The organism is Methylococcales bacterium, from assembly GCA_030949405.1.
Lineage (GTDB): Bacteria > Pseudomonadota > Gammaproteobacteria > Methylococcales > Methylomonadaceae > WTBX01.
Map to the genome: position 1 here is coordinate 276,933 of JAUZSN010000002.1, position 15,042 is coordinate 291,974.

Consider the following 15,042-nt stretch of genomic DNA (forward strand, 5'->3'; position numbering starts at 1 on the left):
GTTTTAATAAAATTAATCAGTTACAAATTTTTAAAATGGATTTTCAACGTATTCTATATGATTGGTGAAGATATTGTTACGTAATAGTCCCTATTTAATAGGCATTATTTTAAGCGTCGTTAAATCAATTTCACGTACATTATTTTCATCCCCCCATGAAACTGACACTTTAATTTGTACCACTCGGTCATTTAACGTTTCAGGTAATTCTGCCCCCATCATTAATTCTGCGGGAGTCACCTGAATTAACCAGTTGAAAGACTCATTTTCCTGTCCCTGTGTCTCGCCTAAATCTAAGGGGGTCTCTTCCCCTGTTTTTGCTAATAACGATTCTGCAATCTCGACAGCAAGGGTATAATTTTCTGCAAGGCTTGCCGTTTGTAACCCCGCAGAAAAAATTTTAAGAATAATGCCTAGTGATATGGCCAAAATAGAAAAGGCCACTAAAATTTCAAGTAGTGAAAATCCCTGTTGTTTTTTAAATTTTTTCATTGTTCATCATAAAAACTAAGGTTCATCAACATCATTGATCTCAATATGACCTGTTAGCCAATTAATACTCACTTCTATTCCAAATTTAGCTTGCGATAAAATGATACTACCTCCAGTTGAAGAGCCATCAGGGAAAAAACGAATATTTCCTCGTTGATCGCTCTGAATATCAGATTGTGCCGTCCGTAGCGTAATTTCAATTGTAGGCGATAATTGATAGTTCTTTTGATGGCGACTATTAATTTTATACTGATTTGTCGCCAAATCAAGACTTAGCGTAATTTCTTGCTGGCTAATCAAGGCTTGACCTCGTGCATATCTTAACGCGGATTTTAAATCACGACTCGCCGCTTTAAGACTAGCACGATCACTTCCTGATGAGATATTAGGTCCAACAAGGGAGATGCCTAAAATCATAATAACAAGGACAATCAGTAATTCAACCAGTGTAAACCCTTTATGAGCAATCATTTGTTAATGAGGGCTATTCTTCCCAACTGGTAATATCTTGATCGGTGCCTTCGCCGCCTTCTTGACCATCGGCCCCTAAACTAAATAAATCAAATTTACCGTGTTCACCGGGTGAAACATAGGTGTAGTCTTGTTCCCAAGGATCATTTGGAATTTTTTTATTTTTACGAACATAAGGCCCATTCCAGCGTTTTCCATTACTCGGTTTTTCAACTAAGGCCAGTAAACCCTGATCCGTTTTAGGATAGCTACCGACATCGAGTTTATACATATCCAATGCCGCCGATAGCTCTTCAACCTGTAAACGAGCCGTTTTAATTTTGGAATCATCTAAATACTCAATTGATTTAGGGACAACAACCCCTGCGAGTAAGGCGATAATACTTAAAACAACTAAAAGTTCTAGCAATGTAAAACCTTGTTGAGTCTTTAATTTTTGTTTAATCATAGGAGTAAATTTTAAGTCTGTTTATAAAGTAACATTAGATTTTGCTGTCAATATTTATAATCTATAAGCATTAGGTAATATGTTATCAATAATGTGTTATTTCAAGATAAGCCGTTATAAATACTCGTTTCAATCACATTACGAGGCTCATCATTAATTCAAAATAAAGTCACTATCCATCATTATAGCGATACGATGCATTTCAGCTCTACTAATTTATCCCCTCATTACGTTGCTTACCCAAGCCACGATTCGCTAACAAATAAAATAGGTTGAAACTAAGTACCATTATAGGTATCTACTTTAAATCTCAGGGTAAAGATAAAATTTCTAAAATAGATTTGACAACATATCATAAAAGAACGAACATTTACATACTTTGAATATCCACGACCGACAGGCTGAAACTAACGCCATTTATCAAGCGATCGCTCAAATGGAAAGTAGCGAAGCGCAGGATATTGTCAAAAAAATATTCAATCTTATTGAACGCTTAGCCAGTGATAAATTGTCTTTAGAAACTGAATTACAGCAACTTCGTGACGAGGTTAATCGCTTGAAAGGTGAGCAGGGAAAGCCTGATATCAAACCCAATAAAAATAATAAGGGTGATGATATTTCATCCGAAGACGAACGTAAAAAGCACAAGTTGACGCGCAAAAAGAAACTAATAACGACACTGAAAATACGGACTCGGATAAGAAAAAACGCCGCCGTAAACCCAAGATCCCACGAGTTAAAATCGACCAAACGCTAAAATGCCTACTCGACAAAACTGGCTTGCCTAGCGACTTAGTATCTAAAGGCTTTGCGGAAGTGGTGATTCAAGACATTGTCATCAAAACCAATAATATTAAGTATCTCCGTGAGATTTTTTATTCACCTTCTGAAAATAAGTATTACCGCGCCCAATTGCCTGAAGGCGATCGAGGTCAGGGCGAATTTGGTATTGGAATTCGTAGCTTGATTCCCATGCTTAAGATGATGGGCGTGACCGAAAAACCCATGGTCGGTTTTTTTGAAAATATTGGCATTGTAGTGTCGCCGACTTATGTTTCTCAGCAATGGACAGACGGTTATGACTGGGCGCATCAGGAAAAAAGCGAACTTTATCGCAGCGGTATTCTCAACAGTGATTACGGGCAGATTGATGATACCAGTGCGCGAGTCAACGGTGATAACCACTATTGTCAGGTGGTCTGCAACGACTTGTTTACCGCTTATTTCACCACCAAACACAAAAACCGTTTATCGGTTCTGGACGTGCTGACCGATTATGCGCCACGCCATTATATCTACAATCAACAGGCTCAATCCTTGCTTGACGAGTTCAAGTTAGCTGATAAAGCGCGGGTAAAAGTTGATGCTCAAATACCTGTTAATACAGTGATGAATCAAGAAGACAAGCGCGTGCGCGAGACATAAGCTTCCAGACTCGAAATGAGAAAGGCACGAAAATCAAAGACAGTCTTATGAGTCTTGCTGAAACGGCTAAAAAACTAGCCGTGAGTTTTTATGATTATGTTTATGACCGAGTTAGTGGTGAATTCAAAATGCCGTCTATGGCGAATCTTATCGCTCAAAAAGCGCAAAGTTTGCAGGTCTGATATTTGTTTTACCCTGAAATTTAAAGTAGATACATTTATACAGCAATCGTTAATTCTGTCTCATTGAAATGTAATATTCGCATCGCTTATTTAGTTAAAACAACGTCACAAGGTACACGTTATGCCTTGTTGTTTTCAACAGATACAGAGATAGATGCAATGACACTTTATAATTATTACAAGGCACGGTTTCAGATTGAATTTCTATTTCGTGATGCTAAACAATTTACAGGACTTTGTGATTGCCAAGCACGTTCTGAACCTGCTTTACACAGTCATTTTAAGGCAAGTTTTACTGCGCTAAATTTGATTAAATGGCATGACCGACTTTTAAGTCCTAAACGAAAACCAATTTCAATCGGTAGCTGGAAGACTAGATTTTTCAATGAGTTATCGATTGAACGTATTTTATTAAACTCTGGGGTAGACCTGAGTTTAATAAAATGCTCTTCTCAATACGAGGAGCTTTGTAGCTTCGGGGTTATCTCGCATTAAAACTGTCCGAAGTGTTGGACTAAGTATCACTTTCATTCTCTAATGCTTTTTTAAAATTTTTTTGTAACTTCTAAGCCCATATAATCTACAACTAGCTGAAACATTCACTTTTTTTCTTGTAGCTTAGAGTGTATAAATTATCCATATAGATAACTATACACAAAAATAGATAATAATTAAATAACAGCTGACTACTCCTATCATTAACACATCCTTGTAGCTTATCTTATTAGGCTTAAATGGTAATTACTTCTTCTTTAAATCTCATCGATTTATTTTCAACAATCGCTCTAATCACATGGATTTCCATCCTCTTGCTACCAAAATTTTTATAGTATAGAAACATATTTGTGTCGTTGAGCATATTACCGCTTGATAGTGACCCATTCTTATATTGAGTGAATGAGTGCTTGTGATAAAGATCAGTTGATTGCATTATTGATAAATGATGCGTATGTCCACAAAAAACATGTTCTATATTATGCTTTCTTACAAATTCGACAACGATTCTTGAATTAAAAAGAGGGTCTGAATCTGTATCCAAAATAGAGTGATGATTGAGCAAAATTATTTTATCGTAACTTGTTTTATTAATGGCATCAGAAAGTGTTTTTAATATTTCATTATCAACAAAACCGTTGTCTTTGTAGAGTACATTAGAGTCTAAGCATACTATTAGAAATGACTTACCGTCGAGGGTAATGTTCTTAAGAAAATTAATATCCGTAAAATGTTCCTTGATACCATTAGTATTTCCATCAAGAAAAATATTATTCTTTTTACATTTATCACGATTTAGTGGGCGAACAACGTCGATGTCCTCAATATACTGGCGAAAATAGTCAGCGCTGCGCATATTTCGTTTATCATGATTTCCAGGAATTGAAACAACGTGCGGGCAATCAATTGACTTTAAAAAATTTCCAGCCGCTTCAAATTCATTTTCGAGAGCATCGGTGGTGTTGTCGCCTGTGTTGATGACAATATCAGCGGCATAGCTGTTTATTTTTTTCAACAATAATTCACTTTTTCCGAGCCAGTGACGAGGGCCAAAGTGCATATCTGAGATGTGTAGTATATTCATTTTCGTTTCGTTTCGTTTTAATTTTATTACTTTTTTAGCGTTAGTATCAAAGTGTGTATAGTTACGACTAATAAATACTGAGTATGTCACTATAATATGACAATAGTATGTTCTGAAAAATATGAGTTTAGTAGGGTATCTATTTATTACCAGTAGGTTATTTATTTCAACACTTCGGACAGTTTTAATGCGAGATAACCCCGAAGCGACAAAGCTCCTCGTATTGAGAAGAGCATTTTATTAAACTCAGGTCTACCCCAGAGTTTGAAAAAATACGTTTAATCAATAACTCATTGAAAAATCTAGTCTTCCAGCTACCGATTGAAATTGGTTTTCGTTTAGGACTTAAAAGTCGGTCATGCCATTTAATCAAATTTAGCGCAGTAAAACGTGCCTTAAAATGGCTGTGTAAAGCAGGTTCAGAACGTGCTTGGCAATCACAAAGTCCTGTAAATTGTTTAGCATCACGAAATAGAAATTCAATCTGAAACCGTGCCTTGTAATAATTATAAAGTGTCATTGCATCAATCTCTGTATCTGTTGAAAACAACAAGGCATAATGGTATCTACTTTAAATCTCAGGGTAAAGATAAAATTTCTAAAATAGATTTGACAAGTATCCACTTTAAATTTCAGGGTAAAACAAATATCAGACCTGCAAACTTTGCGCTTTTTGAGCGATAAGATTCGCCATAGACGGCATTTTGAATTCACCACTAACTCGGTCATAAACATAATCATAAAAACTCACGGCTAGTTTTTTAGCCGTTTCAGCAAGACTCATAAAACTGTCTTTGATTTTCGTGCCTTTCTCATTTCGAGTCTGGAAGCTTATGTCTCGCGCACGCGCTTGTCTTCTTGCGCCGAGTTCGGCTGCATTGTTATGTAATGGTAATTTCGGAAGTTCCAAAACTCGCAATAATTCGGTCTTTTTCGCCAGTGTTTTGGCGATGCGATCATTGAGGTCTTCATAATCGCTTGTGGTTGCAAACAATTCATCAAATCGCGTTAACAACCATGCCTTTTTATCGGGGCAGGGATTTTTTTGATAGTTAAGCAACTCCTTATAATACTCCCAATAGTCGCCTCGAAAATCGGCTAATGCTTGCTGATGTATTTCCAGAATTGGACGGAGTTTTTGTAGTGGCGAGCATCGTGAACCCAGCATAACCCCAAATGTTCCGTCAGTAATTTGAATTGCGGCGCATCGTCTGCAAGCAAGGTTTCAATAACAGGAAAATCCGTTTATTGCTGATAATAGACAATGGCGCAAGCTTCGGTGACATGCGTTGCCTGTCTTACGCCTAAGGTATTTAAGATCGCTAAGTGCAACTTAAATTGCGCTTCATTCATCACTGTATTGACAGGTATTTGAGCATCAACTTTTGCCCGCGCTTTATCAGCTAACTTGAACTCGTCAAGCAAGGATTGAGCTTGTTGATTGTAGATATAATGGCGTGGCGCATAGTCGGTCAGCACGTCCAGAACCGATAAACGGTCTTTGTTTTTAGTGGTGAAATAAGCGGTAAACAAGTCGTTGCAGACCACCTGACAATAGTGGTTATCACCATTGACTCGCGCACTGGTATCATCAATCTGTCCATAATCACTGTTGAGAATGCCGCTGCGATAAAGCTCGCTTTTTTCCTGATGCGCCCAGTCATAACCGCCTGTCCATTGCTGAGAAACATAAGTCGGCGACACCACAATGCCAATATTTTCAAAAAACCGACCATGGGTTTTTCGGTCACGCCCATCATCTTAAGCATGGGAATCAAGCTACGAATTCCAATACCAAATTCGCCCTGACCTCGAACGCCTTCAGGCAATTGGGCGCGGTAATACTTATTTTCAGAAGGTGAATAAAAAATCTCACGGAGATACTTAATATTATTGGTTTTGATGACAATGTCTTGAATCACCACTTCCGCAAAGCCTTTAGATACTAAGTCGCTAGGCAAGCCAGTTTTGTCGAGTAGGCATTTTAGCGTTTGGTCGATTTTAACTCGTGGGATCTTGGGTTTACGGCGGCGTTTTTCTTATCCGAGTCCGTATTTTCAGTGTCGTTATTAGTTTCTTTTTGCGCGTCAACTTGTGCTTTTTTACGTTCGTCTTCGGATGAAATATCATCACTCTTATTATTTTTATTGGGTTTGATATCAGGCTTTCCCTGCTCACCTTTCAAGCGATTAACCTCGTCACGAAGTTGCTGTAATTCAGTTTCTAAAGACAATTTATCACTGGCTAAGCGTTCAATAAGATTGAATATTTTTTTGACAATATCCTGCGCTTCGCTACTTTCAATTTGAGCGATTTCTTGATAAATGGCGTTAGTTTCAGCCTGTAGGTCGTGGATATTCAAAGTATGTAAATGTTCGTTCTTTTATGATATGTTGTCAAATCTATTTTAGAAATTTTATCTTTACCCTGAGATTTAAAGTAGATACGCATAATGTGTACTTTGTGACGTTGTTTTAACTAAATAAGCGATGCGAATATTACATTTCAATGAGACAGAATTAACGATTGCTGTATAAATCTTAACACCACCCTGTTTACCTGCTAATTCTAATTTTCTCGTCTCACCCACAATCCACTTACCGTCATAACATTTATGGCGACCTTTTTCTTTTTGCTCACCTTCGTAGAGTAAACGTAAATTAGCATCACAACGTAATTTTCCAATTTGATGGTAACCTTTAGCGATCACGCCATGGGTAAACTTTTGTTTAGAATCCCAAAACTTAGCTAAACCGTAAGTTTTTTCACCACTTTTGTTAACAAAGCTACACTCTAAAGCCGCTATTTTTTGTCCCGACGTTGAAAGAATTTCATTATTACCTACCTGATTAAATTTAAGAAAATCTAACTTTTTATTAAACCATCGACGATAGGTTTTTTCTGATAACTCATTGTAACGGCTGAGATTTGTATAGTTAGCCTTACCTCTAAAGCTTATCAAATTACTTAATAGGCTAGATAAAATTTTTTTGTGGTTGAGAACCACTAGACATTTTTTCTAAAATCGTTTCTATTAGTTGCATGGAAATCTTCTTTTCAGGAAATTGTTGCTTTAGAAACTACATTTTCCTATGAATTGAAGATTTCCTCTACTTTTAAAACTGTCCGAAGTGTTGATACTCAAAACAGGATCTCCCTGTGTTGTATATTCCTGCTTGAGGCGTTCAATATTCTTAAATTGTTCGTCTCGATAAGGGATATTAGACTTTCCTGCCTCGGCTTTAAAAGCTTGCCGTGGACGAAAATTATGTTTTTTCAACAGTCTATCAACAACCGTTACACTCATTGGAAAGCCTTGTTCCCCAAGCTTTTTCGCGATAGCAGGGCGCGATAAATTTGTCCATTTTATCGTTTCATCCATGGGAGATCCCGCCGTGTTATTTTTCAATACGTCTAAAAATACCTCATCTATTCCATCAAGGGTTGGCAGTAAAAAGTTACGTCCTCCTCCTGATTTGCGAATGCGTTGCTTTTCATTAGATAGGTCGGTTTTTAATTCCTGTTGACCGCGAGTAACGGCGACGGTCTTTTTCCGATAAGCTATTATAAAAATTGCGCATTTGCGCTTCAATGTTTACTGGATAATTTTGTATTTTCATAACAATAGAGCATACTTGATTCAAAGCTTGTTACCAACTAATATAATTTATTAATTTTTGGGTTTTATTAAATCCGCATTCCTATGCGTTATAAAAATTTTACTCAAGGAGTCGGAACGGTTGATTTTCATTCTTTTTTGGTTACTCGTTCCTTGATTGATAACTTGTTGAATGCCTCTTGATTTATCGCTTACTTTGAAATAGATAAATTATAAGGGTGCGTTTTAAAGGAACATCGTTTAGTTTAATAAGGTTGAAAGTGATAAACTAGCCCTTATTTAGCTATAATGATTATTACAGCAAATAACGCATATTAAATATGAATTTCTATCGTCTATTTTTTTACCCTCTATAAATCTGCATGTCTACCCTCGAACACCTCAAACAACACGCCCAAAAAATTAACCGTTGCCTTACAAAAGATCGCCACCGTTTAAAATCTCAATGTGATCGGTTGCGCAGTCAATACCAAAAAGGTCAACAACCGACCCTACAGTTAAACGCCTTAATTGAAAAAATTGATGCGTCCATTGCACAATGTCAGCAACGCCATCGTAGTATTCCTAAGATTGAATTTCCCGATTTACCCATCAGTGATAAGCGCGATGAAATTACGGAACTGATTAAAAATAATCAAGTGATTATTCTTTGTGGCGAAACAGGGTCAGGGAAAACCACCCAATTGCCTAAAATTTGTTTAGCACTTGGGCGTGGCGCCGCGGGATTAATTGGTCATACGCAACCCCGAAGAATTGCAGCCCGCACGGTAGCGGATCGTATTGCGGATGAATTAGGCCAATCTATCGGGCAAATTGTGGGTTATAAAGTTCGCTTTAATGATCATACTCGTGAACACTCTTTAATTAAATTAATGACCGATGGTATTTTATTAGCGGAGTCGCAAAATGATCCTTATTTAACGCAATACGATACGATTATTATTGATGAAGCTCATGAGCGTAGTTTAAATATTGATTTTCTGATGGGTTATTTACGTTGGTTATTGCCTAGGCGTAAAGATTTAAAGTTAATTATTACTTCGGCAACCATTGATCCTGAACGTTTCTCCAAGCATTTTAACGATGCACCGGTGATTAATGTTTCTGGGCGGACTTATCCTGTGGAAATGCGTTATCGTCCGATTCAACAATTAGAAGAGGATGATGAAACCAGCGTTGATTTACAGCAAGCGATTTTAACGGCGGTGGATGAATTACATCGTGACATTCGCGGTGATATTTTAATTTTTCTCAGTGGTGAACATGAGATTCGTGAAACTGCTGAAAGCTTGCGGAAACATCATCCTGCCCATTGTGAAATTTTACCGCTGTATTCAAAACTCAGTGTCAGTGAGCAAGAGCGGGTGTTTAAACCCAGTGGCGCAGTGCGAATTGTTTTAGCAACCAATGTGGCCGAAACCTCGTTAACGGTACCAGGTATTCGTACCGTGATTGATACAGGTCATGCACGCATTAGTCGTTATAGTCATCGGAGTAAAATCCAACGGTTGCCGATTGAAAAAATTTCTCAAGCCAGTGCTAATCAACGCGCAGGCCGTTGTGGCCGAGTTGCAGACGGCATTTGTATTCGTCTGTATTCACATGATGATTATTTAGCCCGTCCTGAATTTACCGAACCTGAAATTTTACGCACTAATTTATCCTCAGTAATGCTGCAAATGACGGCGTTAAAATTAGGTGAGATTGAAAAATTCCCCTTTGTTGAGCCGCCTGAAGCTAAGATGATTCGGGATGCAAAAACCTCATTACATGAAGTGAATGCCTTAGATAAAGAGGACAATTTAACCGAAATGGGGAAACAACTGGCTAAAATTCCAACCGATCCGAAATTAGCGCGTATGTTATTAGCGGCTAATGAATTGGGGTGTGTTGCTGAAGTAGCGATTATTGTATCGGGGTTATCCATTCAAGATCCCCGCGAAAAACCCAGCGATAAAAGACAGCAAGCGGATCAAAAACATGCAATTTTTAAAACGGAGGATTCCGATTTTTTAAGTTTTTTTAAATTATGGACGCATTTTGAAGATAAGAAAAAACACTTATCCAATAGTAAGCTTCGTAAATATTGCCGTGATAATTTTTTATCTTATATGAGAATGCGTGAATGGCATGATATTCACACTCAAATTATGCAGGTGATTCGAGGGGAATTAAAGTTTACCCTCAATACCAGTGATGCCGATTACACCCAAATTCATCAAGCTTTATTAGCGGGGTTATTGTCGAATATTGGTTTTCGTCATGAGCAATATCAATATTTAGGAGCGCGAAATTTAAAATTTTTTATTTTCCCTGGTTCAAGTCAGCATAAGCCCAAACCTAAATGGATTATGGCGGCGGAACAAGTCGAAACCAGTAAAATTTATGCACGCAATGTGGCTAAAATTGAACCTGAATGGATAGAGTCGGCAGCGGAACACTTAGTAAAACGCAGTTATTATGATCCTCATTGGGAAAGAAGAGCGCGGCGGTCAGCAATTTATGAACGCACCTTATTATATGGTTTGACCTTAGAAGTTAAACGTAAAATTCCTTATGAACGCATTGATCCTAAAGCCGCGCGTGAAATTTTTATTCGCTGTGGTTTGGTCGCGCAAGATTACCATACCAACGCCCCTTTTTTTAAAGCCAATCAAAGCTTATTAGAAGAAGTGGGGATGATTCAGCACAAAGGCCGACGGGTTGATTTAGTCGAGGATGAAGAGTGGTTGTATCAGTTTTATGACCAAAAATTACCCGAAACCATTGTTAATGGGATTACCTTAGATCAATGGCGGAAACAAGAAGAAAAAGAGCATCCTAAAATTTTGTTTTTGACCAAAGCCGATTTAACGCGTGAAGATGAAGGCTCGATTAATGAATGGGATTTTCCCGATCATAAGCAAGTGGGACGTTTAAGTATTGAACTCAGTTATCGCTTTGATCCAGGGCATGATGAGGATGGCGTGACGGCGGTTATTCCTGTGCATCAATTAAATCAATTAACCCCGCAAGCCTTTGAATGGCTAGTCCTTGGTTTATTAGAAGAGAAAGTAATTGCGTTAATTAAATCGTTACCTAAACACAGTCGAAAACATTTTGTGCCTGTGCCTGAAACCGCAAAAGAATGTCTACTGATTGAACCTGATTTTAAAGGCTCATTGTATGATTGGTTATCAACCCGCTTGCGTAAATTAACAGGGGAGGCGATTCCTTTAACCGAATGGCGACTTGAAAATTTAAGCGATCATTTACGGATGAATTATCGTGTGGTTGATGAGAACGGTAAGGCGTTGGATTACGGACGCGATTTAAAAAAATTACAAGAAAGCTATACGGAAACCGCAGGGGATAGTTTTGATGAATTGGCCGCTGATGAATTAAATTACACGGGTTATATTACATGGGCGTTTGATGATTTACCTGAAACTTATCAATTTACCCAAAATAATCAAGAGTTTATTGGTTTTCCTGCATTGTTAGATGAGGGTGAAACAGTGGGTGTGAAAATTTTTGACACCTTGGGTAAAGCACAGTTGTATCATGAATTAGGGTTAGTGCGATTATTTCAATTGCAATGCCATAAAGAATGCCAGTATATTTTAAAGAATTTACGCGGCGTTGCAAAAACACAATTAAGTTATAATCAATTAAAGCCTCATCCTATCTTAAGAAAACGGGCGATAGAGTCTTATAAGGAAGATGTCTTACATTTAATTTTGTATCGAGTCTTTGTTGAAAATAATAGCATTCGTTCGCAGGCTGATTTTGAAACGATTTTGCAAAAACACAAGCCTCAATTAATGGTTGTTAGCAATGAAATAACTCAGTTGTTGGTCGATATAATGGAAGGTTACAGTGATTTGGTGCTTCAACTGGGATTAAAATCATCGTTAAGGGAATTGGTCGCTGAGATTCAAACTCAGTTGAATCATTTATTTTATCAAGGGTTTATACGTTACATTCCTTATCAACAATTACAACAATTCCCGCGTTATTTAAAGGCGATGGCGTATCGTTTAGAAAAAAGAGATATGAATCCAACAAAAAATCAGGATGTAAAACGTTATTGGTTTCGATTTTGGAAAGAGGTTCAAAAACAAGCCGAGAGTGATGGTATTTACCCTGAGCGCGATAGTTTTCGTTGGTTGTTAGAGGAATTTAGCGTTTCGCTTTATGCACAACAATTGAAAACACCGTTTCCTGTCTCCGAAAAGCGACTGGAAAAAGCGTGGAATCTTAGATAACATTTAAAGGAATATTTATTATGGCGAGCATGAAAGATAATATGACGGATTTAAAAAACCAGTTAAATAATACTAAGGAATAAGACGTTAATAATACCCGAAACTAATCTTGAAACATTTTAATTGTTCGCTAGATTTTCATATTTAGTTTCGGAAGTTATGTTAGCTTGGTTCTCTTAAGTTGGGACCTTAGATCTGAACTTTCAATTGATCTAATAAATAAATCAAACTATCGCATTTTACCTTAAACGTATCTATTTCATGTTGACCCAATTCTCCTTCTCGACTTTCTTTTGGTAACGCAACAATCCTTTTTATATCATCGTGTATCGCCTTATGTTCGACTTCAATTGTTTTCATGATAGATAAATGTGAAAACTCCTCCAGCCCTGAGTTATATAACCATTTTCCAAAATCACACTCAAGATGGCTACTAAGGTCTGAAAGCTGTAGGTCACTAAACCCATATATAAAATCAATTAATTTCGATTTCCAATCTAAATGTGAAATCTTTGCCATAGAAATATCTAAGTTACTCATTATTTTTCTTCCTTATCGTCAATAGGTTTGCTAGAAAATACTTTATTACCCGTAATCATGGCTGAAATCAATCCTGATTTCTCCTTTAGTTCAGCTATCGTTACTCCCAAAATATGCAAAAAAATACTGATAAGTAGACTGTAAAAAACATATTTATGAATCGTAATAAAAGGCTTTCTAAAGGTTCGCATTTCATTATATGCTTCTATATTAACATATTCCTTTGACCCCGGTTTTAGCGCGGCTAATTTTTCAGGATCACCTTGAGTAACCCATAGGGCTATGTTATCGCCAAACGGGGGGAAATATAAATCGGTTCCTGCTAAAACTAAGCCTGTTACTGCTTGTGCGGTTAATAAGAGAAACAAGATATTAATCATTAATTTAGCTAACGGGTTATGCCCTAAATAATGAGACGGTTCCTTCGATTTTCGGCCTTTAATAAATAATATTAAGGCTTGGAGGTCATTTTTTCCAAATCGAAAAATAGCCTTGCCATTAGAATAACGATCCTGCGAAAAAAAACTAATAAATCGAATGATTAAGTTAATAGCAAATAGATAGCCGATATAAACGTGTATTGTCTTTAATAAAATTTTTCCATCCGAACTAACCCCTAAATCCTTATTGTAAAAAATAATCAAGCCTATAAAAATTAACCCCATAACACAGATAAAATTAAGACCATGAAAAAGTCTAATCGATAAACGCCAAACAGGATAAACTATTAATGATTTAGTGTCTTTCATAATTTGATTTATAGTTTTTAACCGTTGAAATTCGTAAGCGACGAATCGCTTCGCCAATTTTTGCTCCTTGTACGCCTGATTCTAAAATAGTTTTTATTTCAATCGTTGACGCGAGTTTTGCCGCTTGTTTAATATAATCGGCTTGAGAGTAGGTCATATTTTCCTTTCCTGTTCGCCCTTTAGAATCGGCTTCGCAGGCTATTAAAAAATCTTGTAATCTATTTTCTTTTTTAAATGCGCCAAGCTCTGAAAGCATATCAACTAGGGTGGCGGGTCGAAGCTCAAAAGCGCGATGACAATGCGTATGGTAGCGCATCACCTGCATTGCAAGTGTTTTAAAATGATTAGGAACTTTGAGGCGATTGCAAAAAGAGTCTAACAAAGGAAGCCCTGCTTGTTCATGGCCTCTATGCTGGGGTAAAAATTCGATAGGGGTTAAGGCTTTGCCCAAATCATGAACTAAGGCGGCAAAACGGACCTCCGCTTTATCAGAAAGCTGGGTCGCTTGGGTCAGGGCTAATAAACTATGAATGCCTGTATCTATTTCAGGATGATGCATTTCAGGCTGTGGAACACCCCATAAATTTGCGATTTCAGGAAAAATAATCGTTAAGGCATCTGAGGCGCGTAATGTTTCAAAAAAAGCGGCGGGGGTTTGCTCGGTTAAGGCTTTATGAACTTCGGCCCAGACGCGTTCAGCAACTAAGTGTTGAACTTCACCTGCAATAACCATTTCCTGCATTAATTGCCGTGTTTCTTCTGCTAATTTAAAGCCCAGATGTTGGTAGCGAGCCGCAAAACGTGCCACCCGTAAAATTCTAACAGGGTCTTCAGAAAATGCGGGGGAGACATGGCGAAAAATACGATTTTTTAAATCTTCTTGCCCCCCATAGGGATCAATGACCTGTCCCTCGGTAGTAAGTGCCATTGCATTAATGGTTAAATCACGTCGAATTAAATCATCTTCTAAGGTAATATTTGCACTGGTGTGAACCTCAAATCCTTTATAACCTGCGGCTGTTTTTCGCTCAGTTCTTGCGAGTGCATATTCTTCATGCGTTTTTGGGTGCAAAAAGACAGGAAAATCTTTACCAACGGGTGTAAACCCTTGCGATATCATGGTTTTTGGCGTTTCACCAAGGACAACCCAATCACGTTCTTTAACGGGGTAATTGAGTAATTTATCTCGAACTGCGCCACCTACTAAAAGGGTTTGCATAATAAGCCTATAGAATTTAAATACATTGAGACGAGAGACGGATTTTAATCTCGACAATCATCGTTATTATT

At 37.5% G+C, this 15,042-nt stretch carries 18 protein-coding genes; 5 read left to right on the forward strand and 13 right to left on the reverse strand.

Annotated features, from left to right (window positions below; genetic code table 11):
* Positions 1–90: 90 nt before the first annotated feature.
* The 3 genes from Q9M50_01495 to gspG are packed head-to-tail and all read right to left on the reverse strand — an operon-like array spanning position 91 to position 1,411.
* Positions 91–492: a type II secretion system protein gene (locus Q9M50_01495; GenBank protein MDQ7089311.1), complete on the reverse strand. Its 402-nt coding sequence runs from the start codon at positions 490–492 to the stop codon at positions 91–93.
* A 15-nt stretch (positions 493–507) separates the two neighbouring features.
* Positions 508–963, reverse strand: coding sequence for a GspH/FimT family pseudopilin (locus Q9M50_01500; protein ID MDQ7089312.1), 456 nt, complete (start codon positions 961–963; stop codon positions 508–510).
* A 13-nt stretch (positions 964–976) separates the two neighbouring features.
* Positions 977–1,411 carry a type II secretion system major pseudopilin GspG gene (gene gspG / locus Q9M50_01505; GenBank protein ID MDQ7089313.1) on the reverse strand — a complete coding sequence of 145 codons (435 nt, stop codon included), beginning with the start codon at positions 1,409–1,411 and terminating at the stop codon, positions 977–979.
* A 379-nt stretch (positions 1,412–1,790) separates the two neighbouring features.
* Between gspG and Q9M50_01510 the strand changes: the two genes are divergently transcribed.
* The 4 genes from Q9M50_01510 to Q9M50_01525 all read left to right on the forward strand — a co-directional run bounded on the left by Q9M50_01510 (position 1,791) and on the right by Q9M50_01525 (position 3,513).
* On the forward strand, positions 1,791–2,168 hold the full coding sequence (locus Q9M50_01510; GenBank protein ID MDQ7089314.1) for a hypothetical protein: 378 nt from the start codon (positions 1,791–1,793) through the stop codon (positions 2,166–2,168).
* Positions 2,169–2,191: 23 nt separating this feature from the next.
* Complete coding sequence (locus Q9M50_01515; protein ID MDQ7089315.1) at positions 2,192–2,836, forward strand: hypothetical protein; 645 nt, start codon at positions 2,192–2,194, stop codon at positions 2,834–2,836.
* Between the two features lie 47 nt (positions 2,837–2,883).
* Positions 2,884–3,018: a hypothetical protein gene (locus tag Q9M50_01520; protein MDQ7089316.1), complete on the forward strand. Its 135-nt coding sequence runs from the start codon at positions 2,884–2,886 to the stop codon at positions 3,016–3,018.
* 63 nt (positions 3,019–3,081) lie between these two features.
* Positions 3,082–3,513: a transposase gene (locus tag Q9M50_01525; GenBank protein ID MDQ7089317.1), complete on the forward strand. Its 432-nt coding sequence runs from the start codon at positions 3,082–3,084 to the stop codon at positions 3,511–3,513.
* A gap of 235 nt (positions 3,514–3,748) precedes the next feature.
* Here Q9M50_01525 and Q9M50_01530 read toward each other — a convergent pair whose 3' ends face one another.
* The 7 genes from Q9M50_01530 to Q9M50_01560 all read right to left on the reverse strand — a co-directional run bounded on the left by Q9M50_01530 (position 3,749) and on the right by Q9M50_01560 (position 8,189).
* Positions 3,749–4,597 (reverse strand): metallophosphoesterase, encoded by an 849-nt coding sequence (locus Q9M50_01530; GenBank protein ID MDQ7089318.1) that lies wholly within the window; start codon positions 4,595–4,597, stop codon positions 3,749–3,751.
* Between the two features lie 184 nt (positions 4,598–4,781).
* Positions 4,782–5,150, reverse strand: coding sequence for a transposase (locus Q9M50_01535; GenBank protein MDQ7089319.1), 369 nt, complete (start codon positions 5,148–5,150; stop codon positions 4,782–4,784).
* Between the two features lie 96 nt (positions 5,151–5,246).
* Positions 5,247–5,765 carry a hypothetical protein gene (locus Q9M50_01540; protein MDQ7089320.1) on the reverse strand — a complete coding sequence of 173 codons (519 nt, stop codon included), beginning with the start codon at positions 5,763–5,765 and terminating at the stop codon, positions 5,247–5,249.
* 77 nt (positions 5,766–5,842) lie between these two features.
* Positions 5,843–6,301 (reverse strand): hypothetical protein, encoded by a 459-nt coding sequence (locus Q9M50_01545; GenBank protein MDQ7089321.1) that lies wholly within the window; start codon positions 6,299–6,301, stop codon positions 5,843–5,845.
* A gap of 280 nt (positions 6,302–6,581) precedes the next feature.
* On the reverse strand, positions 6,582–6,959 hold the full coding sequence (locus tag Q9M50_01550; GenBank protein MDQ7089322.1) for a hypothetical protein: 378 nt from the start codon (positions 6,957–6,959) through the stop codon (positions 6,582–6,584).
* A gap of 72 nt (positions 6,960–7,031) precedes the next feature.
* Positions 7,032–7,559: a hypothetical protein gene (locus Q9M50_01555; protein ID MDQ7089323.1), complete on the reverse strand. Its 528-nt coding sequence runs from the start codon at positions 7,557–7,559 to the stop codon at positions 7,032–7,034.
* 111 nt (positions 7,560–7,670) lie between these two features.
* Entirely contained in the window at positions 7,671–8,189 is a 519-nt protein-coding gene (locus tag Q9M50_01560; protein ID MDQ7089324.1) for a hypothetical protein, read from the reverse strand.
* A gap of 389 nt (positions 8,190–8,578) precedes the next feature.
* Here Q9M50_01560 and hrpA point away from each other — a divergent pair, with 389 nt between their 5' ends.
* The gene (gene hrpA, locus Q9M50_01565; GenBank protein ID MDQ7089325.1) at positions 8,579–12,463 is read left to right on the forward strand and encodes an ATP-dependent RNA helicase HrpA; all 3,885 of its coding nucleotides are present in this window, start codon (positions 8,579–8,581) and stop codon (positions 12,461–12,463) included.
* 189 nt (positions 12,464–12,652) lie between these two features.
* On the opposite strand, the gene Q9M50_01570 is transcribed toward hrpA, so the two are convergent.
* From Q9M50_01570 to Q9M50_01580, 3 genes are read right to left on the reverse strand one after another with little or no spacing between them, the layout of a single operon-like run.
* Positions 12,653–13,003: a CZB domain-containing protein gene (locus tag Q9M50_01570; GenBank protein MDQ7089326.1), complete on the reverse strand. Its 351-nt coding sequence runs from the start codon at positions 13,001–13,003 to the stop codon at positions 12,653–12,655.
* Positions 13,003–13,752, reverse strand: coding sequence for a cytochrome b/b6 domain-containing protein (locus Q9M50_01575; GenBank protein ID MDQ7089327.1), 750 nt, complete (start codon positions 13,750–13,752; stop codon positions 13,003–13,005). Before Q9M50_01575 ends, Q9M50_01570 begins: the two co-directional genes overlap by 1 nt.
* Entirely contained in the window at positions 13,739–14,971 is a 1,233-nt protein-coding gene (locus Q9M50_01580; GenBank protein MDQ7089328.1) for a multifunctional CCA addition/repair protein, read from the reverse strand. Before Q9M50_01580 ends, Q9M50_01575 begins: the two co-directional genes overlap by 14 nt.
* Between the last annotated feature and the right edge of the window lie 71 nt (positions 14,972–15,042).